Genomic DNA, 19,402 nt, shown 5'->3' on the forward strand with positions numbered 1-19,402 from the left:
TGGTGCGCCCGGAGAGATTCGAACTCCCGACCGCCTGGTTCGTAGCCAGGTACTCTATCCAACTGAGCTACGGGCGCGCGGTACACAATCAAATTTTACTGCACTTCCAGCGGCGGATGCTGAAGGTCTGTCGAGTGGTGCGCCCGGAGAGATTCGAACTCCCGACCGCCTGGTTCGTAGCCAGGTACTCTATCCAACTGAGCTACGGGCGCCCTGCGACAGGAGCGGAATTATGCGGATGTCGGCGCGAGTCGTCAACGCTTTTGTGAAAATTTTCACCCAACTGAATGAAAAACGCCTCTGCAACAGCCTCCGGGTGTTTCATCCACGCGAAGTGATCGGCCTGCGTACCCAGCTCCTGCGCAGAAAGCACGCGCAATTCCGAGGCGACATTCGGCAGTTTCGCCAGCAGCGCCTGCATTGATCCGCTCGGCGCCAGCCAATCGTCTTCCATCAGCACCGCCTGCGCACTGCCGTGCACGCGCGCCAGCTGCGCATCCAGGTCCTCGTCCATGCCTGCGGCGGCGTAGTGATTGCTCAGCCCTACGCGTGCCCAGTCGGCGATCAGTCCGCGTGCTTCGGTGCCGCCGAAACCGAGCCGGCGCCCGTGCAGCACGCCCTGGCGCCGCGCGATCCACGGCAGGAAGCGATAGATCAGTGGCAGCAGCCAACCGCGTGGTGGCGGGAACGTGCGCCAGAACGGTGTGCCGCTGGCGGCCAGCCACAATCGATCGAACGCCTGTGGCTGGCGTCCGGCGTGCACGCAGGCCAGCTGCCCGCCCAGGCTGTGGCCACCGATGATCCATGGCAGTACCTCCTGCGCGTCATCGGCATCGGCGAGCACGGCTTGGCTGGCCGGCAGATCGTGGTCGAGAATCTGCCGGTAGCCCCAATCCCGGCTGCGCGACGGGCGCAGCGAGCTGCTGCCATTTCCGCGCCATTCGTGCAGGTAGACCGCCACGCCCTTGGCTGCCAGTGCCTGTGCAAGCGGCAGGTAGTGGCGCGCGGCCACGCCCAGCGCCGGCAGCCACAACAGCCGCGCCAGTGGCTGTGCAGGCACGCAGGCGATGACCTCGTAACGGTGGCCATCGCCGCTGTCCACGGCGAGTGCGCGTGGCGAATCGCTCATGCGTGCGGTGCCGCGCCGAAGTGGTCCAGTACCAGCACCTCGCTGCGACCGGGCGCATAGCCCTGCTGCAATCCGCGCGCTACGTAGTCGATGCCGGCTTCGCAGGCGTTGGCCAGGCTCAGCCCGTTGCAGAGCTGCGCGGCGATGGCCGAGGCCAGCGTGCAGCCGGTGCCATGCGCATCCAGTGGCAGGCGGGCATGGATGAATTCTTCGCTGCTGACGCCGTCGAAGTAGCGGTCGACCACGCGGTTGCCTTCGTGCAGGTGCCCCCCCTTCAACAGCACTGCACCGGCGCCCAGATCAAGGAGCGAGGCGGCGGCCCGCTCTGCATCGTTGCCATTGGCGATGCTGCGGCCGACCAGCAGCTCCGCTTCGGGTGCATTGGGGGTGACCAGGGTGGCCAGTGGCAGCAGCCGTTCGCGCATTGCCTGCAGCGCGCTGTCCTCCAGCAGGCGAGCGCCACTGGTGGCGACCATCACCGGGTCGAGCACCACGTGCGGCGGTCGATGGCGTTCCAGGGCATCGGCCACGGCGTGGATCACCTCGGCGTTGGCCAGCATGCCCAGCTTCACTGCGTGGATATCGAAGTCGTCGAAGCAGGCCTCGATCTGCGCGCGCAGGAAGTCGATCGGTGGTACGTGCACGGCGCTGACGCCGCGGGTGTTCTGCGCGGTCAGTGCGGCGATCACCGACAGGCCGTGCACACGGTGCGCGGCGAAGGCCTTCAGGTCGGCCTGGATGCCGGCGCCGCCGCCGGAATCGGAACCGGCAATGGTCAGGGCGGAAACAGGGGTGGTCGGGCTCATGCAGTGATTGTGCCGTGCTGCCCTGCCAGGGGGTAGTGCCGGCCGGGCTGCGCCCGGCAACGGCAGAAGCCGGGGCAACAGCAACAGCGGCTCTGGATTTCTGCGGGGGAGGCGGGGCGGTGTCGGATTGCGGGGACGCCGCAAGTACGTCCTTGTAGGCTTGGCCGCGCCATCCATGGCGCGGACACCCCGCAATCCGACACCGCCCCGCCTTCGATAGCTTCCTGGTGACGGTCAGTAGATCCACGCCATGCGTGGATATCGCAGAAATGATCGGATGGACAACGTAGATCCACGCCATGCGTGGATGGCGCCATGCTCAACGCCGCCAGCGTGCCCACTGCTGGTAGGACACATAGCCCAGTCCGGTCAGTCCGGTCAGCAGGGCAGGGGCGAGCAGGGCGTCGTATTGCCAGCGCACGAACAGCCAGGCGCCGATCACGCCGCCAGCAAGGAAGCCGCTGATGATCAGGCCGCTCAGGGTCAGGCGTCGTACCTGCAGCGGCAGCCCGCGCAGCAGGTGGCCGAGGCCGATGCCGAGATCGGTGAACATGCCGCTGAGATGAGTGGTGCGTACGACGGCACCACTGAAGGTGGTGGCCATCGCATTCTGCAGTCCGCAGGCCATCGCGGCCGCCAATGCGCCCCATATCTGATGCTGCTTGAACAGCGGAATGGCCGCCAGCAGCAACAGCGATTCCAATGCCAGCGCCACGCCGTAGCGCCGGCCGAGCTGCAGTGCGCTGTCCTGGATCAGCAGTCCGCTGACCATCGCGCCCAGCGAAAACGCGATCAGCAGCCCCCACAAATGGGCGACCGCGCGCCAGTCACCTTGCGCCAGTGCCATGCCAAGCTGGCTGGTGCTGCCGGTCATGTGGCTGACCGCCTGGTGTTCAAAACCGAGGAAGCCAACCACATTGACCATGCCGGCCACGCACGACAGGGCGACCGCGCCGATCCAGACCCAGGTGGGCAGGCGGATTCCCATGGCAGGCCCCTCAGGGCCCGCCGAAGCCGCCGTTGAACTGCAGTTCGCTGAAGGTCCCGCTGGTCGGGTCGAAGACCGCGCCCCAGAACTGCGCGCCGCCATCGCAGACCCGCACCGCTTCGCGGGCGGGCCGGAGGCTGTTGTCTTCAGGCAGATGGAACGCGTTGATGTAGATCACCTGCTTTCCGTCCAGCTCGATGCCAACGTACTGGCGATCGAAATCCAGCACGTGTGGCACCTGCGCTTCCAGCGATGCCAGCTTCGCTTCCAGCTGGTCCACCTGCTGCCGGCTCGGTGCCCAGTAGCCGCTTACCCGCCCGGCCTCGCGGCCGGGGCTGGGGCGCGAGCAGGTATCGAGCACCTGCGCGGCGATGATCGGGCGGGTGACCACCCAGGACTGGCCACTGCGTTCTGTGGTCGGCACGCTGGCCGGTCCCTGCGTGGTCGCGCAGGCACCGAGCAGCGTGGCAATGGCGACCGCCAGCGATGGCAGCAGCAGACGGGTGCAGCGGTTCACAACACCTCCGAGGCGTAATCGGCCAGCCGCGAGCGTTCACCGCGACGCAGCGTGATGTGCGCGCTGTGCGGCCAGTTCTTGAAGCGGTCCACGGCGTAGGTCAGGCCCGACGTGGTTTCGGTCAGGTACGGGGTGTCGATCTGTTCGACGTTGCCCAGGCAGACGATCTTGGTGCCGGGGCCGGCACGGGTGATCAGCGTCTTCATCTGCTTGGGCGTCAGGTTCTGCGCCTCGTCCAGGATCAGGTAACGCGACAGGAACGTACGGCCGCGCATGAAGTTCATCGAGCGGATCTTGATGCGGCTGGCGAGCAGGTCGTTGGTGGCCTGGCGGCCCCAGGTGCCGCCTTCCTGGTTGTGCGTCAGCACTTCCAGGTTGTCGGTCAACGCGCCCATCCACGGCGTCATCTTCTCTTCCTCGGTGCCGGGCAGGAAGCCGATGTCCTCGCCGACGCTGACCGTGGCGCGGGTCATGATGATCTCGCGGTAGCGCTGCTGGTCCATCGTCTGCGCCAGGCCGGCGGCCAGTGCCAGCAGGGTCTTGCCGGTGCCGGCAGTACCGAGCAGGGTGACGAAGTCGATCTCCGGATCCATCAGTGCGTTGAGTGCGAAGTTCTGCTCGCGGTTGCGCGCGCTGATGCCCCACACGGCATGGCTGCCGTGGCGGAAGTCATCGACCAGCGACAACACCACCTTGCCATCGCCGACGATCCTGCTGACGCGCAGCTCGACTTCGTCTTCGCCCGGCAGGTACACGTACTGGTTCGGGTACCACTCTTCGCCGTCCTGGGCGAGGATTTCGTAGTGCGTGCGGCCCTTGTCGCTCCAGCTGCGCAGATCCTCGCCGTGGCGCTTCCAGAAATCTTCCGGCAGCTCGGTGGCGCCGGTGTAGAGCAGGCTGAAATCGTCCAGCGCGCGGTCGTTCTCGTAGTCTTCCGAGACGATGCCGGCGATGGCCGCCTTGATCCGCAGGTTGATGTCCTTGGAGACGAACACCACCGGGATCTCCGGCGTTTCTTCCTTCAGCGCCAGGATCGCGCCGAGGATGGCGTTGTCCGGGATGACCTTGCCAAAGCTCTTGCCCGCGTCGAAATGGCTGGTCTGGAAGCGCAGCAGGCCCACGCTCTGCTTGCCGCGCAGCTGCAGGCCCTGCGGCCGCTGCAGCGGAATGCCCTCGGCCAGGTTGTCCAGGCCCGAAGCCTGCACCAGCTCGTTGAGGAAGCGGCTGACCTGGCGGGCATTGCGGCTCGCTTCGGTCGTGCCCTTCTTGCCGTTGTCCAGCTCCTCGATCACCTGCATGGGCAGGTAGACATCGTGCTCCTCGAATTTGAACAGCGCGGTGGGATCGTGCATCAGCACGTTGGTATCCAGCACGTAGATGCGCTTGCCTCGGGTCATCATCGGTTCCTGGTTACGGACAGGGAAAAACCACCACGGCCTGCTGCAGGGCAGGGTGGTGGCGGACAAAGTGGGCGATGGGACTCACTTGGACTGATTGGCCTTCAGTTCGGCAAGGACGGCGTCGGCATGGCCGGCGACCTTGACCTTGCGCCATGACTGCACGATGCGGCTGTCGGGGGAAATCAGGAAGGTGCTGCGCTCGATGCCACGTACCTGCTTGCCGTACATGTTCTTCATCTTGATCACGTCGAAGGCGCTGCACAGCGCTTCGTCGGCATCACTGACCAGCGGGAACGCGAAGCCCTGCTTGGCACAGAAGTTGTCGTGGGACTTCACCGAGTCGCGGGACACGCCAAGCACGACCGCGCCCGCCTTCCTGAAGTCGGGCAGCAGTGCGTTGAAGTCGATGCCCTCGGTGGTGCAGCCCGGGGTGCTGTCCTTGGGGTAGAAGTACAGCACCAGCCACTGGCCGGCGTAATCGCCGAGGGTGGCCTGGGCGCCGCCGGACAGCGCCAGCGGCAGGGAAAGGGTGGTGCTGTCCAGGGTATCGCCGTTGTTCATGAGGTCCTTCTGTCGAGCCTGGGTTCTTTCTACGACAATTGCATGAAACGCCACGCGCCCGTGAGGAGCGCGCGAAGAATCAGGGTTTCAATCAGAACTTCATCGGGTCCATGATCGCGTCCAGGTTCAAGTGGTCGCAGAACTCGAGGAAATCATCGCGCAGGGCGGCGATATGCATGTTGGCCGGCACGCCGATGGTGACCTGTGCGCTGAACATTTCCGCACCGGTCTGCATGGCGCGGTAGCGCGTGCTCTGCAGGGTCTCGATGGTGATGCCCTGGCGGTCGAAGAAATCGGCCAGCTGGAACAGGATGCCCGGCTTGTCGGCGGCGATCACCTCGACGATGTACGGCAGCAGGTTGGACTGCGCCTGCTTGGCTTCGGTGCGATACCACACCAGCTTCAGGCCTTCCTCGCGCTCGAGCCGGGTCAGCATCGCTTCCAGCTTGGCGACCGAATCCCAGGAGCCGGTGGCCAGCGCGGTCACCGAGACATCGCGGCCCACGGTGGCCAGGCGTGCATCCACCAGATTGCACCCGCTGTCGGCGATGCGGCGGGTGACGGACAACAGGGGGGACTCCGGATGCGTCGTATAGGCGTTGATCAGGAGGTGGTTTTCGCTCGGCGCTGGGCGCGGGGTGGTGTCGGTCAAGGCGATTCCGGGTAATGCATGCGTTAGTCTGAATGCCCGCCAGAGGCGGGGATCCACCGGTGTCCAGCATACTTGCCCGTGCTTTCGCGCCGCAAGTAACATTCAGAACGCCCGCGCCCTTCCGTGGCGGACGTTTTCCCTCCCCAGCCAAGAGCAGCACGTCCTTGTCCCTTTCCGGCCTCATCACCGCGCTGGCGACCCCCTTCCGGGCCGACGGCGCACTCGACCCCGACGGTTGGCAGCGCCTGCTGCACCTGCAGCTGGAGGGCGGCGTCCAAGGCGTTGTCGTTGCCGGCTCCACCGGCGAGGCAGCCACCCTGTCCGATGCGGAGTACGACCAGCTGCTGGCCAGCGCGGTCGAACGCATCGCCGGCCGCGTTCCGGTCCTGGCCGGTACCGGCCTGTCCGGCACCGCCAAAACCATCGAGCAGACCCGCCGTGCTGCCGCGCTTGGCGCCACCCACGCGCTGGTGGTCACCCCGCCGTACGTGCGGCCGACCCAGGCTGGCCTGATCGCGCATTACCGCGCGGTCGCCGACCAGGCCGGAGTGCCGGTGGTGCTGTACAACGTGCCTGGCCGCACCGGCTGCGACATGCTGCCGGAGACCGTGGCCGAGCTCGCCAGCCATCCGAACATCGTCGGCATCAAGGAAGCGGTGGGCGATACCGGCCGCGTGCGGGCACTGCTTGACCTGCGCAGCCCGACCTTTGCCGTGCTCACCGGCGATGACGGCACGGCCGCACGTTCGATCCAGGCCGGCATGGACGGTCTGATCTCGGTCGGTTCCAACGTGCTGCCCGGCGCCTATCGCCGGATGTGCGACCTGGCCGCTGCCCGCGACCACGAAGCCGTTGAATCCTGGGACGCTCGCCTGCAGCCGTTCCATGACTTCTGCGGTGTCGAATCCAACCCGATTCCGGTCAAGGCGCTGTTGCGTCGGATCGGCATCGGTCACGATCTGCGCCTGCCGCTGCTGCCGCTTTCGGCCGCACACGCGCCTGCCGCCGACCATCTTGCCGGCGATATCGCCGCCCTCGAAGCCCTTTCCAGCCACTGACCTTCCGTCTTGGTCTGATCCAGGAGATTCACATGCGCCAATCCGTTTCCGCCGTCCGCGTGCTGTCCTTCGCGCTCCTTGCCGTGGCCACCGCAGCCGGCACCACCGGTTGCTTCAAGCGTGGCGTCAAGGGCGACTACGCTCTGGCCCCGGAAGTGCGTCCGCTGGAAGTGCCGCCGGACCTGAACCTGCCGGCAGGCGCCGGCAACAACCAGGTGCCGACCCTGAGCTCGGCGACCAAGCCGGCCACCCCGGCCGCCGCCACCCCCGCCGTCAGCGCCACCGGTTTCACCATTGCCGGCAGCAAGGATGAAGCCTTCGCCAAGGTCGGTACCGCGCTGGAAGGCGTGGAAGGCCTGACCATCGCCACGCGCGCGCAGCTGCTGGGTTCGTACGACGTGGCCTATGAAGGCAGCAACTTCCTGGTCCGTGTGGTCGCCGTCGACGCTGGTGCCTACATCTCCGCGGTCGACCCGCGTGGCCTGCCGGCCACCGCCGAAGCCCCGGTGAAGCTGATTGCCGCGCTGAAGGCCAAGCTGGCCCCGTAATGGCCGGTTGGGCGGGTGCGGACCCTGCTGGTTCGCACCTGCCGTGGTAGAGGCCGACCCTGGTCGGCGCCTTTATGCCAACCAAGGTTGGCAGCTACCAGGGCCAGAACGGAAAAGGGCGCCCTGGGCGCCCTTTTCATTGCCTGCGGGTTCTAGAGGCCGACCTTGGTCGGCGCCTTTGTGCCAACCAAGGTTGGCAGCTACCAGGGCCATGGTGCCTGCGCCTCAGCGCTCCAGCAGCTTCAGTTTGTCCGGCTTGCCATCCCACTCACCGGCGTCGGCCGGCGGGTCCTTGCGCACGGTCAGCACCGGCCATTCCTTCGCCAGTTCTGCATTGAGGGCGACGAAACCTTCCTGGCCAGCGGGAACATCGTCTTCCGGGAAGATTGCGTTGACCGGGCACTCGGGTTCGCAGAGGGTGCAGTCAATGCACTCGTCCGGGTCGATCACCAGGAAGTTCGGGCCTTCGTGGAAGCAATCCACGGGACACACTTCCACGCAATCGGTGTGTTTGCACTTGATGCAGTTTTCGGTGACGACAAAGGGCATGGGTAGAGGGCGAATCGCTTTCTGAACCTGCCAATTCTAGAACAGGTTGGCCCCCGGTGTCGGTCGCCGTGTGAAAGTGGGCCGGATTGGTACCCGGAACGCCCATTTGGCGGCATGCCCGCCCTGTGCGACGCTGCCAGGGCCGCCGGCCCGCTTCGGTCGGCCCCCTTGCCTGCAGGATCCTTCATGTCGCCAGTCCAGCCCGGTGCCGCCTCCAACGGCGGTGAGAACACTGCCTTCATCGTCCTGATCAGTTGCGCCGCCACCCTCGGCGGGTTCCTGTTCGGCTTCGATAGTGGCGTAATCAATGGCACCGTCGACGGCCTGCGCCAGGCCTTCAACTCCAGCGAGGCCGCGCTCGGCTTCGAGGTCGCCTCGATGCTGCTGGGGTGCGCGATCGGGGCGTTCGTGGCCGGTTGGCTTGGCGATCGGCTGGGACGTCGCGGCGTGCTGATCGTGGCGGCCGTGATGTTCCTGGTATCGGCGCTGGGCGCCGGCGCTGCACATGCATCCTGGTTGTTCGTCTGCGCACGCGTGCTCGGCGGATTCGCCGTCGGTGCGGCCAGCGTGATGTCGCCGGCCTACATCGCCGAGGTCGCCTCGGCGCGCTATCGCGGCCGGCTGGCGACCGTGCAGCAGATGGCGATCATCTGCGGCCTGTTCGCAGCGTTCCTCAGCAACTATCTGCTGGCCCGGGCGGCGGGTGCGTCGACCGAGCCGCTCTGGCTGGGGCAGGAAGCCTGGCGCTGGATGTTCTGGATGCAGGCACTGCCGTCGCTGCTGTTCCTGCTGTTGTTGCTGGTGATCCCGGAAAGCCCGCGCTTCCTGGTGATGAAGGGTCGGCAGGTGCAGGCGAGGGCGGTGCTTGGCCGGTTGTACGGCGAACGTACCGCGGTGAACAAGCAGGCCGAGATCGAAGCAAGCCTGGCCCAGGACCAGCACAAGCCGCGATTCGGCGACCTGCTCAACAAGGCCACCGGCAAGCTGCGCCCCATCGTCTGGGTCGGCATCGGCCTGGCGATGTTCCAGCAGCTGGTCGGCATCAATGTGGTGTTCTACTACGGCGCGGTGCTGTGGCAGGCGGTGGGTTTCTCGGAAAGCGATGCGCTGCTGATCAACGTCCTGTCCGGTGCGCTGAGCATCGGCGCCTGCCTGCTGACGGTGGTGCTGATCGATCGCATCGGCCGCAAGCCCCTGCTGTGGGTCGGTTCGGTCGGCATGTCGGTGGCCCTGGTGCTGATGGTGGTGGCCTTCGCCAGTGGCAGCCTGGCCGAGGGGCGGCTGCAGCTGTCCGACGGCATGGGCCGGTTGGCGCTGGTAGCGGCCAACGTCTATGTGGTGTTCTTCAACATGTCCTGGGGCCCGGTGATGTGGGTGATGCTGGGCGAGATGTTCCCGAACCAGATCCGCGGCCCGGCGTTGGCCGTGGCCGGTGCGGCGCAATGGACCTCGAATTTCGCGATCACCGTGACCTTCCCGATGCTGCTGGCCGGCATCGGCCTGGCCGGTGCGTACGGCATCTACACCGTCGCCGCGATCCTCTCGATCATCTTCGTCGTCCGCTACGTGCGCGAGACCAAGGGCAAAGAGCTGGAGCAGATGGAAGGCTGACGGCTTGGCCTGAGTTTCAGCGCCTCCCTGTTCCGAGGGGAGGCGGCAGGCCAGCCGCTCCAGGACACGCCGTAAACCCATCCATGGGGGCTCGATGTCGCCATCCATGGCGCCAACGGTCCTGGAGCGCCTGGCCTGCCGCCTCTCGACAGATCGCGGGTGGCGGACACACGCAAGCGCGTCCGGGCTGATTTGCCGCGGAGGAGCGAGGCTGTTCTTGATCTTGCCGCCGTCGCGGAAATTGTCAGGAGGGGGCGGGCCACCCTGTCCTGGACCGTTGGCGCCATGGATGGCGCCATCGAGCACCATGGATGGGCTTTTGCGTGTCCAGGACAGGGTGGCCCGCCCCCTCCCTCGCAGGAACAAGGAGGCACTCAAGCGACCAGCCCAGTCGGCGACACGATTCCGGAAAACAGAAAAGCCCGCACAAGGCGGGCTTTTTCGGTTCCTGCTGCGGCGACTGGTGCTCCCTAGGGGACTCGAACCCCTGTTTTAGCCTTGAGAGGGCCACGTCCTAACCACTAGACGAAGGGAGCAGTGTGTCGCTGCCGGTGCAGGAGCGCTAGTATATGCACCTCGATGCCATTGGGCAATCCCGAAACTTCAACCGGAAGCGCCAACATCATTTCCTCTGCTACATCACCGTTCAGCCTGCGCGTCATCCCGCGCGACCAGCACACGATCTCCCGCAAGGACATCAGCCCGAACGCTTTGCGCGTGCTTTATCGACTGCGCGATGCCGGCTTCGGCGCTTACCTTGTCGGCGGCGCGGTGCGCGATCTGCTGGTCAATGGCCAACCCAAGGATTTCGACGTGGCCACCGATGCCACGCCCGAACAGGTCAAGCAGTTGTTCCGCAACTGCCGCCTGATCGGCCGCCGTTTCCGCCTGGCCCATGTTGTGTTCGGCCGCGAGATCATCGAAGTCGCCACCTTCCGTGCCAACATCGATGACGGCAGCGGCGACCGCGAGATGGAAAACGGCATGCTCGTGCGCGACAACGTGTACGGCAGCATCGAAGACGACGCCATCCGCCGCGACTTCACCTGCAATGCCCTGTATTACGCCATCGAGGACTTCTCGGTGCGTGACTACACCGGCGGCTTCGAAGACGTGCAGGCACGCCTGATGAAGCTCATCGGAGACCCGGTGCAGCGCTACCAGGAAGACCCGGTGCGCATGCTGCGTGCGGTCCGCCTGGCGGCCAAGCTCGGCTTCCAGATCGAAGAGGGCACTGCCGCACCGATCCCGCAGCTGGCCGGCCTGCTCAACGAAGCTGCACCGGCGCGCCTGTTCGAGGAAGTCCTGAAGCTGTTCCTGTCCGGGCACGGCGTAGCCAGCTTCGAAGGATTGGAACGCTACGGCCTGTTCGACGTGTTGTTCCCGGAAAGTGCCAAGGCGCTGAAGTCGAACCGTACCGGCGCACTGCGCCGCATGCTGATTGAGGGCCTGGCCAACACCGATGCACGCGTGGCCAACGACGAGCCCGTGTCGCCGGCGTTCCTGTTCGCGCTGTTGCTGTGGCCGGCTTACTGCCGCGCACAGGCAATGCTGCTCAAGCAGGGCGTGGCGCCGGAAGAGGCACAGCGTCGTGCCGCCGACCGTGTCACCGTGCAGCAGCTGAGCACCATTGCATTGCCGCGCCGTTTCTCGCTGCCGATGCAGGAGATCTGGCTGTTGCAGGCGCGCTTCAGTTCGCGCCAGCGCAAGCGTGTGATGCGCACGCTCAGCCATCCCCGTTTCCGTGCCGCCTTCGATTTCCTGGCCCTGCGCCAGGTGGCATCGGCAGAGCACGAAGCCGACGTCGCGTTCTGGCGCGAAGCGCAGGCGCAGTCCGGGCATGAGCTGGATTCGTCGCTGGATTCCCTGCACAGCGATGCCGGCGATGAGGAGGGTGGAGCGCCGCGCAAGCGTCGTCGTCGCCGTCGTCGTCCCGATGGCGCAGCTGCCGGTGCTGCCGAGTAATCCATGACCGGTGCCTGGATCGGGCTGGGTGCCAATCTTGGCGACGCAGCCAACACCGTCCGCGCGGCCATTGCCGCGCTGGACGAGCTGCCCGGAACCCGGCTGACGCAGGCGTCGCGGTTGTACGCGACGCCGGCATGGGGCAACGAGGACCAGCCACCCTTTGTCAACGCAGTGGCCTCGGTCGACACCGATCTGCCCGCCGTCGCGTTGCTGCAGGCCATGCTCGCACTGGAGCAGCGCTTCGGCCGCGTACGTGACCCCGCCGTGCACTGGGGGCCGCGTGCGCTGGATCTGGACCTGCTGCTGTTCGGCGAGCAGGTGCTGGACCTGCCCGAGCTGAAGGTGCCGCATCCCTACCTGCACGAGCGTGCGTTCGTGTTGGTGCCGTTGGCCGAAATCGCCGCCGATCTGGCCATTCCCGGCCACGGTCGCGTACGGGATGCAGTGATGCGGGTGGATGCCTGCGGGATCGCGCCGTTAGGGTGATAATGCCCGGGTTATCTCCCCCGGTTATCAGCACATGAGCACCCACGCAGACAGCAAGCCCTGGACCGTTCCCGCCCTGGCCGAGGCCAAGCGCAATGGCCAGAAGCTGGTCATGTTGACCGCCTACGACGCAGGCTTCGCCCGCACCTTCGATGCCAATGGCGTCGACCTGATCCTGATCGGCGATTCGCTGGGCATGGTCGTGCAGGGGCACGATTCGACCCTGCCGGTGACCGTCGCCGACATGGTCTATCACACCCGCGCAGTCGCCCGCGTGCTGCAGCGTGCGCTGCTGATCGCCGACCTGCCGTTCGGCGCCGATGCCACCCCGGAACGCGCGCTGGATGCTTCACTGCAGCTGCTGCAGGCGGGTGCGGAGATGGTCAAGATCGAAGGCGCCGGCTTCAAGGTCGACATCATCCGCTACCTGGTCGAGCGCGAGATCCCGGTCTGTTCGCACCTGGGCCTGACCCCGCAGTCGGTGCTGCGCCTGGGTGGCTTCAAGATCCAGGGCCGTGGTGATGCCGCGCGCCAGCTGGTGGACGATGCCAAGGCCGTGGCCGAAGCCGGTGCCAGCATCATGGTGCTCGAATGCGTGCCGACCCCGGTTGCTGCCGCCGTCACCGCAGCGGTGCCTGTGCCGACCATCGGTATCGGTGCCGGTCCGCAGTGCGACGGCCAGGTGTTGGTGCTGCACGATTTCCTCGGTCTGGACAGCGGCCACCGTCGCCCGAAGTTCGTCAAGGACTTCCTGGCTGAAGGCGGTTCGGTGGCCGGCGCCACCCGTGCCTACGCCGATGCCGTGCGCGATGGCAGCTTCCCCGACGAAGAACACGCGTACGCCCAATGATCCAGACCTTCAACGAACTCGGTGCGCTGCGCGCGCAGATCGCGCAGTGGAAGGGCGAGGGCCTGCGCGTGGCGCTGGTGCCGACCATGGGCAACCTGCACGGCGGGCACCACGCGCTGGTCACCCTGGCAAAGCAGTACGCCGACAAGGTGGTGGCCAGCATCTTCGTCAACCCGACACAGTTCGGGCCGAACGAGGATTTCAGCCGCTATCCGCGCACCCCCGAAGCCGATGTGGCCGGGCTGGAGCAGGTGGGCTGCGATGCGGTGTGGCTGCCCAGCGTCGAAGCGATGTACCCGCTGGGCGTGGACAAGACCACGCAGATGCATGCGCCTGGCGTCAGCGAGGTGCTGGAAGGCGCCAGCCGCCCGGGCCATTTCGATGGCGTGTGCACGGTGGTGGCGCGGCTGTTCCTGCAGGTGCAGCCGGATGTGGCCGTGTTCGGCCGCAAGGACTACCAGCAGCTGGCGGTCATCAAGCAGATGGTGGCCGAGCTGTCGTTCCCGATCCAGATCGTCGGTGCCGAGATCGTGCGCGATGAGGATGGCCTGGCCAAGAGCTCGCGCAACCAGTACCTCAGCGCCGAGCAGCGCCCCTTGGCGACCACCCTTCACCGCACCCTGCTGGGCATGCGCGAAGGCTATGTGGCCGGGCACGCGCGTGAACGCATCGAGGCCGACGCCGTCGCTGCGCTGCAGGCAGCGGGCTTCCAGGTGGATTACGCGGTACTGCGCACTCCGGAGCTGGCCGAGCCGAGTTTCGATGGCGGCGGCCGCGTGGCCCTGATCGCCGCGCGCCTGGGCACCACCCGGTTGATCGACAACCTGGAGTTCTGAACCGCCCCGCGCGGTTGTGCAGGGCGCCCGCAGTGGGCGCCCGTGTTCGCCGGACAAGGATGACCTGCCGATATGACCTCGTTTCCAGCCAGCCCCGGCCGCCGCGCCGTGGCGGCGATCCTGGCGGTGTTCGCCGCCGCGCTGCTGCCTTCGCTGGTGATCGGTGGCCTGATTGCCGGTCTCAGTCTCGGCCAGGAAGTGGCCACGGCCGCGCTGGCGGCCGCATTGATGTTCGTGCTGGCCTTCGCCCACGCCGTGGCGGTGCTGCTGCCGATGGGCCTGATCCTGCTGTCTTCCGGCCGCCTGCGCTGGGTCTGGTTCGCGCTGGTCGGGGCAGGGCTGGGCGCGCTGGCCATGGCCACCTGTGCCTGGCCCGACGGCTCTGGCGGCGCTCTGATGAGCCAGCTGTCCTCTGCGGGCAACTTCGACTGGGCCAGCTATGCCTTCTCGGTAATGGTGGCGGCCGGATTCGGCCTGATGGCCGGACTGGCGTTCCATGCCGTGTTCCGGGCCGTGCTGGCCGGTGCCGCGGCGCCATCGCCGGGCGCGCAGCAGCGCACCGGCTGAACGGTCTTCAGCATCCTGCGGCCGCTACCTGACCGCTGCCGCGTGGGTGCTAGAATCCGCTCTTTCCTTTGCCGTTGCAGCGCCCCCATGCACCTGTCCCTGCTCAAGACCAAGATCCACCGCGCCACCGTCACCCATTCCGAGCTGAACTACGAAGGCTCGATCGCCATCGATGACAACCTGCTGGCTGCCACCGGCATCCGTGAATTCGAGCAGGTGCACATCTGGGACGTGACCAACGGTGCGCGCTTCTCGACCTATGCGATCCGCGCCGAAGCCGGCAGCGGTGTCGTCTCGCTCAATGGTGGCGCTGCGCGCCACGTGCAGGTCGGTGACATCATCATCATTGCCGCCTTCGCCAGCATGACCGAGCAGGAAGCCGACAGCTTCAAGCCGAAGCTGGTGTACGTGGACGGCAACAACCAGATCTCCCACACCAACGACACGATCCCGACCCAGGCCGCATGACAACGAACAACGGATTCGACTCGCTGCATTCCCACGCCCAGCGCCTGAAGGGCGCAAGCATTCCCGGCCTGCTCGCCGCCGAACCCGGCCGTGTACAGGACCTGGCGCTGCGGGTCGGTCCGTTGTATGTCAACTTCGCCCGGCAGAAATACGATGCCGCAGCGTTGCAGGCGCTGTTGGCGCTGGCTGCCGAACGTGATGTCGGTGGTGCCATCACGCGCCTGTTCCGTGGCGAGCAGGTCAACCTGACCGAAGGCCGCGCTGCGCTGCATACCGCGTTGCGCGGGGATGTAGTCGATGCGCCGGTGGCGGCCGAGGCCTATGCCACCGCGCGCGGCATCCGCCAGCGCATGGGCGTGCTGGTGCGCGCGCTGGAAGACAGCGGCGTGACCGATGTGGTCAGCGTCGGCATCGGCGGTTCCGATCTCGGCCCGCGACTGGTCGCCGATGCGCTGCGCCCGGTCACAGGCGCACGCCTGCGCGTGCATTTCGTGTCGAACGTGGACGGCGCCGCCATGCAGCGCACGCTGGCCACGCTGGATCCGGCGCGCACCGCCGGCATCCTCATTTCCAAGACCTTTGGTACCCAGGAAACCCTGCTCAACGGCCAGATCCTGCATGACTGGCTGGGCGGCAGCGACCGTCTGTACGCGGTCAGCGCCAATCCGGAACGCGCCGCCAAGGCCTTCGCCATTGCCGCCGAGCGCGTGCTGCCGATGTGGGACTGGGTGGGCGGCCGCTATTCGCTGTGGTCGGCCGTCGGTTTCCCGATCGCACTGGCCATCGGCTTCGAGCGTTTCGAGCAGCTGCTGGAAGGTGCCGCGCAGATGGATGCGCATGCACTGGATGCGCCGTTGGAGCGCAACCTGCCGGTGCTGCACGGCCTGACCGACATCTGGAACCGCAATCTGCTGGGCCACGCCACGCATGCGGTGATGACCTACGACCAGCGCCTGGCGCTGCTGCCGGCCTACCTGCAGCAGCTGGTGATGGAAAGCCTGGGCAAGCGCGTGCAGCGCGATGGCCAGCCGGTCACCACCGACACCGTGCCGGTGTGGTGGGGCGGTGCCGGCACCGATGTGCAGCACAGCTTCTTCCAGGCGCTGCACCAGGGCACCAGCATCATCCCGGCCGATTTTATCGGCTGCGTGCACAACGATGATCCGTATACGGTCAACCACCAGGCGCTGATGACCAACCTGCTGGCGCAGACCGAAGCACTGGCCAACGGCCAGGGCAGCGACGATCCGCACCGCGATTACCCCGGCGGCCGCCCGAGCACGATGATCCTGCTCGACGCGCTCACCCCGCAGGCGCTGGGCGCCTTGATCGCGATGTACGAACACGCGGTGTACGTGCAGTCGGTGATCTGGAACATCAACGCTTTCGACCAGTTCGGCGTCGAACTGGGCAAGCAGCTGGCCAGTGGCCTGCTGCCGGCCCTGCAGGGCGAGGATGTCCAGATCAATGATCCGCTGACCCGTGAGCTGCTGGCGCAGCTGAAGGGCTGAGCGCGGCGCGCCGGATGCGTGCGTCGATGCACTGGCGCGACCTCGTTCGACGAAGGCAGCCCGAGGCGTGGGCGGGTCTGCACCTGACCGTGCAGGCCCCCGTGCGCCCTGCGCTTCTGGTTTCGGTCTGCCCGCCGGACCGGATACGGGTGGGTACAGAGGAACGCCCCATGTTGTGGGCGAGGGTGGAGCCCGACTATTTCGGTGTGGACCTGCTTCGCAGCGCCTCCCCGGCCTCGCCGGCGATCATTCCACCGATCACGGCTGCCGAGGCGAGGGCGTTGCATTCGGATGATCCGGTGCGGACTGCCGCAGCGTGGGCACGTCATTTCGCACAGGCCCTTACCCGTTCGGATCGATCTCCGCTGGCCCAGGGCGAATGGCTGCTGCAGCCGACGCTGCATGGCCTGGAGCGTGCGCGGATGCCGCCCACGCTCGCGTCAGGTGCGCTGGCCCGACCGGCGGTCGATACCTTGGACTGGTCGAGCGTGACGCACGGCGAATGCCTGCCTCCCGTCCTGCTGCGGACACCGTCACTGGCCACGGATGGTCGGGTCAAGGCCTGGGCCAGGCAGGCCCGGGCAGGATCACTGCCACCGGTGCTGCTGATGTGGGTCAGTGGCCTGCAGGCACACGTGGTGCTGGACGGACACGACCGGCTGCAGGCAGCCGTGCAGGAGGGCGCCGATGTAGCGGTGCTGGTTCTGCTGCGTCATGGCGAGCGGTGCGTGGATGAGCAGGGCCTGGCGCGGGCTGACATCATCGTCGAGCGGTCTGGCGGCGCGGACATGACAGTCGAGGCCCGCAACCGACTGCTGCTCGATCTGTATAGCCCTGCGCGCGACGTCCTGCCCAGTCGGGCTGATCTGATGCGGGGTGGGGTGGATCAATGGGTTGCAGAAGTGGACGCCGAGGCCAGGCAGCAGAAGGTCGAGGTGGACGCGCTGCTCGGAGACTGACCTGGCGTGCGCCAGCGGCATCCCGTTGCGGGATGCCGGCCCTTCACCGGCTCGGATCGCGTTCCGGGCTCGGCCGCTTGGCCAGCTTGCGCTGCAGCGAACGCCGGTGCATGCCGAGCAGCCGCGCGGCCGCCGACACATTGCCGCCGGTTTCATGCATCGCCTGCTGGATGTGTTCCCACTGCAGGCGGCTGATCGGGGTCATCGCATCGGGCACTTCCATCTCGCCGTCATCGCCGGGGCCATCGTCTTCCTCGCCCAGCGCACGCAGGATCATCGGCACCGTCGATGGCTTCGGCAGGTAGTCGTCCGCGCCCAGCTTGATCGCCTCCACTGCGGTGGCGATGCTGGCATAGCCGGTCACCAGCAGGATCCGCATGTCTGCGCGCAGCGCGCGCAACGGCTGTATCAGGGCCAGGCCGGAATCGCTGCCCAGCTTCAGGTCGATCAACGCGAACGCCGGCGGATGCTGGCGGGCCAGTGCCAGCGCGCTGGCGGCATCCTGTGCGGTCTGCGTCTCCAGCCCCTTGCGGGCCAGGCTGCGCTGCAGGGTGCGCAGGTAGAGTTCGTCGTCGTCGACCAGCAGGCCAAGGGTGGAAGCAGTCATGGTCATTCCTCGCGGGGGGCCAACGGCAGGCGGAAGCCGACGCGGCTACCGGCCCCTTGGGCCGGGCGCATCCACATCTCGCCGTCCAGGCGTTCGATGGTGGCATGGGACAGGGCAAGACCGACGCCCATGCCTTCACTCTTGCTGCTGCCGAACAGCTTGCCCGGCAGCACGGCGGCGCGGGCATTGAAGCCATGGCCGTAGTCGCGTACTTCGCCGATCAGGTCGTCGCCTTCGATGCGCAGGCTGAGGTCGACGCGCGGACGTCCAGCCTGCTCGCCGGCATCGGCAGCGTTGTTCAGCAGCACCATCAGCAGGTGGCCGACGCCCGGGTCCAGCGGCAGGCGCAGCGGTGCGTCGTCGTTGCGATGCAGGTCGATGGTCGGGCGCACCAGCCGCCACTGCTCCAGCACCTGCTGGGCCGTGGAGTGGGCGCGCCCAGGGCGGTCGTTGGAGGCCGGCGCGGCCAGTGCCAGAACACGCTCGCGGCACTGCACCAGCAGTTCGCGCAGGGTTTCCATGTCCTCGCGCACTTCCGGTTCTTCGCTGCGTTCGGCCACGTCGTCGGCGAGCAGGGTCATCGTCGCCAGCGGTGTGTTCAGTTCGTGCGCCACCGAGGCTGCATGCGTGGCCAGGGCGACGATGCCCTCGTTGCGCGCGAAACGTTCGCGCAGCGCCGAAAGTTCCAGCTCGCGCTCGCGCAGCGCGATCGCCAGGCGGGTAGAGAAGATCAGTACGACCGCAGCGGACAGCAGGAAGGTGGCAATCACGCCCCAGCGGTTGAGGTCCAGCGCATTGAAGTAGCCCGCTGGCAGCGGCTGCCCGAACAGTCCGCTGGCGGCGTAGCCCAGCAGGCAGGCGCTGGCCACGGCCAGGGCCCAGCGCAGGGGCAGGGCGAACGCCGCCAGGGCGATCAGGATCAGGAACAGGGAGCCGAACGGATTGGCGATGCCGCCGCTCCAGCTGACCATCCAGGTAAGGATGATCACGTCCACCAGGATATGGCCGAAGGCGGTCAGCGGCGCGGTATCGGCCGGCTCCGGGCGCAGCTGCGTATACAGGTTGAATACGGCGAGCACGGCCACGCCCGACCATAGCGGCAGTTGCGGCAAGGGCAGCCCCAGCACCCAGGTCGCGACCAGGATGGTGGCCGCCTGGCCAGCCACGGCCAACCAGCGCAGGCTGCACAGGGTTCGGAGAAACGGGGCGTCGGGACCGGTCATTCGCGCCCATCGTATGCGTTCGCAGGGATGGCTGCCTGCGACAATCGGCCGCAGCCGTGCTGTCGCCTGAATGCGACACACCCGGAAGGTCGGGGCGAGCGTTAGAAT

21 protein-coding genes and 3 tRNA genes are annotated in these 19,402 nt (G+C 66.8%); 11 read left to right on the forward strand and 13 right to left on the reverse strand.

Annotation, left to right across the window (positions count from 1 at the left end; all coding sequences use genetic code 11):
* From AC07UW_RS19230 to AC07UW_RS19270, 9 genes are all read right to left on the reverse strand, one after another.
* Positions 1-77 (reverse strand) — tRNA-Arg (locus tag AC07UW_RS19230).
* Positions 78-135: 58 nt separating this feature from the next.
* Positions 136-212, reverse strand: a tRNA-Arg gene (locus tag AC07UW_RS19235).
* The gene (locus AC07UW_RS19240; RefSeq protein ID WP_495212675.1) at positions 203-1,129 is read right to left on the reverse strand and encodes an alpha/beta hydrolase family protein; all 927 of its coding nucleotides are present in this window, start codon (positions 1,127-1,129) and stop codon (positions 203-205) included. Before AC07UW_RS19240 ends, AC07UW_RS19235 begins: the two co-directional genes overlap by 10 nt.
* Positions 1,126-1,935, reverse strand: a complete 810-nt coding sequence (gene thiD, locus AC07UW_RS19245) for a bifunctional hydroxymethylpyrimidine kinase/phosphomethylpyrimidine kinase (RefSeq protein ID WP_223494800.1) — start codon at positions 1,933-1,935, stop codon at positions 1,126-1,128. Before thiD ends, AC07UW_RS19240 begins: the two co-directional genes overlap by 4 nt.
* Positions 1,936-2,254: 319 nt before the next feature.
* On the reverse strand, positions 2,255-2,923 hold the full coding sequence (locus tag AC07UW_RS19250) for a YoaK family protein (RefSeq protein ID WP_223494801.1): 669 nt from the start codon (positions 2,921-2,923) through the stop codon (positions 2,255-2,257).
* 10 nt (positions 2,924-2,933) lie between these two features.
* Entirely contained in the window at positions 2,934-3,440 is a 507-nt protein-coding gene (locus AC07UW_RS19255; RefSeq protein WP_099842268.1) for a hypothetical protein, read from the reverse strand.
* Entirely contained in the window at positions 3,437-4,837 is a 1,401-nt protein-coding gene (locus AC07UW_RS19260; RefSeq protein ID WP_025879446.1) for a PhoH family protein, read from the reverse strand. The genes AC07UW_RS19255 and AC07UW_RS19260 overlap by 4 nt, the downstream gene beginning before the upstream one ends.
* A gap of 84 nt (positions 4,838-4,921) precedes the next feature.
* Positions 4,922-5,401, reverse strand: a complete 480-nt coding sequence (locus tag AC07UW_RS19265; protein ID WP_032977901.1) for a peroxiredoxin — start codon at positions 5,399-5,401, stop codon at positions 4,922-4,924.
* 91 nt (positions 5,402-5,492) lie between these two features.
* A complete protein-coding gene (locus AC07UW_RS19270) occupies positions 5,493-6,053 on the reverse strand; it encodes a glycine cleavage system transcriptional repressor (RefSeq protein WP_025879444.1) in 561 nt (186 codons plus the stop codon).
* Positions 6,054-6,217: 164 nt separating this feature from the next.
* Here AC07UW_RS19270 and dapA point away from each other — a divergent pair, with 164 nt between their 5' ends.
* Both dapA and AC07UW_RS19280 read left to right on the forward strand, forming a co-directional pair.
* Positions 6,218-7,111 carry a 4-hydroxy-tetrahydrodipicolinate synthase gene (gene dapA, locus AC07UW_RS19275; protein WP_025879443.1) on the forward strand — a complete coding sequence of 298 codons (894 nt, stop codon included), beginning with the start codon at positions 6,218-6,220 and terminating at the stop codon, positions 7,109-7,111.
* 32 nt (positions 7,112-7,143) lie between these two features.
* A complete protein-coding gene (locus AC07UW_RS19280; protein ID WP_105163848.1) occupies positions 7,144-7,659 on the forward strand; it encodes a hypothetical protein in 516 nt (171 codons plus the stop codon).
* Between the two features lie 225 nt (positions 7,660-7,884).
* Here the strand turns inward: AC07UW_RS19280 and fdxA are convergent, their stop codons facing one another.
* Positions 7,885-8,208, reverse strand: coding sequence for a ferredoxin FdxA (gene fdxA, locus AC07UW_RS19285; protein WP_005409054.1), 324 nt, complete (start codon positions 8,206-8,208; stop codon positions 7,885-7,887).
* 186 nt (positions 8,209-8,394) lie between these two features.
* On the opposite strand from fdxA, the gene AC07UW_RS19290 reads away from it, so the two are divergent.
* A complete protein-coding gene (locus tag AC07UW_RS19290; RefSeq protein ID WP_495212676.1) occupies positions 8,395-9,819 on the forward strand; it encodes a sugar porter family MFS transporter in 1,425 nt (474 codons plus the stop codon).
* 461 nt (positions 9,820-10,280) lie between these two features.
* Here AC07UW_RS19290 and AC07UW_RS19295 read toward each other — a convergent pair.
* Positions 10,281-10,355 (reverse strand) — tRNA-Glu (locus tag AC07UW_RS19295).
* Positions 10,356-10,404: 49 nt separating this feature from the next.
* Here AC07UW_RS19295 and pcnB point away from each other — a divergent pair.
* The 8 genes from pcnB to AC07UW_RS19335 all read left to right on the forward strand — a co-directional run bounded on the left by pcnB (position 10,405) and on the right by AC07UW_RS19335 (position 17,464).
* On the forward strand, positions 10,405-11,784 hold the full coding sequence (pcnB, locus tag AC07UW_RS19300) for a polynucleotide adenylyltransferase PcnB (RefSeq protein ID WP_223494804.1): 1,380 nt from the start codon (positions 10,405-10,407) through the stop codon (positions 11,782-11,784).
* 3 nt (positions 11,785-11,787) lie between these two features.
* A complete protein-coding gene (gene folK, locus AC07UW_RS19305) occupies positions 11,788-12,273 on the forward strand; it encodes a 2-amino-4-hydroxy-6-hydroxymethyldihydropteridine diphosphokinase (protein WP_223494805.1) in 486 nt (161 codons plus the stop codon).
* 34 nt (positions 12,274-12,307) lie between these two features.
* Positions 12,308-13,123 (forward strand): 3-methyl-2-oxobutanoate hydroxymethyltransferase, encoded by an 816-nt coding sequence (gene panB / locus AC07UW_RS19310; RefSeq protein ID WP_025878796.1) that lies wholly within the window; start codon positions 12,308-12,310, stop codon positions 13,121-13,123.
* Positions 13,120-13,959, forward strand: a complete 840-nt coding sequence (gene panC / locus AC07UW_RS19315) for a pantoate--beta-alanine ligase (protein WP_032977891.1) — start codon at positions 13,120-13,122, stop codon at positions 13,957-13,959. Before panB ends, panC begins: the two co-directional genes overlap by 4 nt.
* A gap of 72 nt (positions 13,960-14,031) precedes the next feature.
* Complete coding sequence (locus tag AC07UW_RS19320; RefSeq protein ID WP_495212677.1) at positions 14,032-14,526, forward strand: hypothetical protein; 495 nt, start codon at positions 14,032-14,034, stop codon at positions 14,524-14,526.
* An 87-nt stretch (positions 14,527-14,613) separates the two neighbouring features.
* Positions 14,614-14,994, forward strand: coding sequence for an aspartate 1-decarboxylase (gene panD, locus AC07UW_RS19325; protein WP_004153087.1), 381 nt, complete (start codon positions 14,614-14,616; stop codon positions 14,992-14,994).
* Positions 14,991-16,505: a glucose-6-phosphate isomerase gene (gene pgi / locus AC07UW_RS19330; RefSeq protein WP_495212678.1), complete on the forward strand. Its 1,515-nt coding sequence runs from the start codon at positions 14,991-14,993 to the stop codon at positions 16,503-16,505. Before panD ends, pgi begins: the two co-directional genes overlap by 4 nt.
* A 26-nt stretch (positions 16,506-16,531) precedes the next feature.
* Positions 16,532-17,464, forward strand: coding sequence for a hypothetical protein (locus tag AC07UW_RS19335; protein ID WP_336026930.1), 933 nt, complete (start codon positions 16,532-16,534; stop codon positions 17,462-17,464).
* A gap of 43 nt (positions 17,465-17,507) precedes the next feature.
* Here AC07UW_RS19335 and AC07UW_RS19340 read toward each other — a convergent pair whose 3' ends face one another.
* Complete coding sequence (locus AC07UW_RS19340) at positions 17,508-18,077, reverse strand: response regulator transcription factor (RefSeq protein WP_495212679.1); 570 nt, start codon at positions 18,075-18,077, stop codon at positions 17,508-17,510.
* Positions 18,074-19,294, reverse strand: a complete 1,221-nt coding sequence (locus AC07UW_RS19345; RefSeq protein ID WP_093819996.1) for an ATP-binding protein — start codon at positions 19,292-19,294, stop codon at positions 18,074-18,076. The genes AC07UW_RS19340 and AC07UW_RS19345 overlap by 4 nt, the downstream gene beginning before the upstream one ends.
* Positions 19,295-19,402: the final 108 nt, after the last annotated feature.

Source organism: Stenotrophomonas sp. GW821-FHT02D01 (assembly GCF_059421765.1).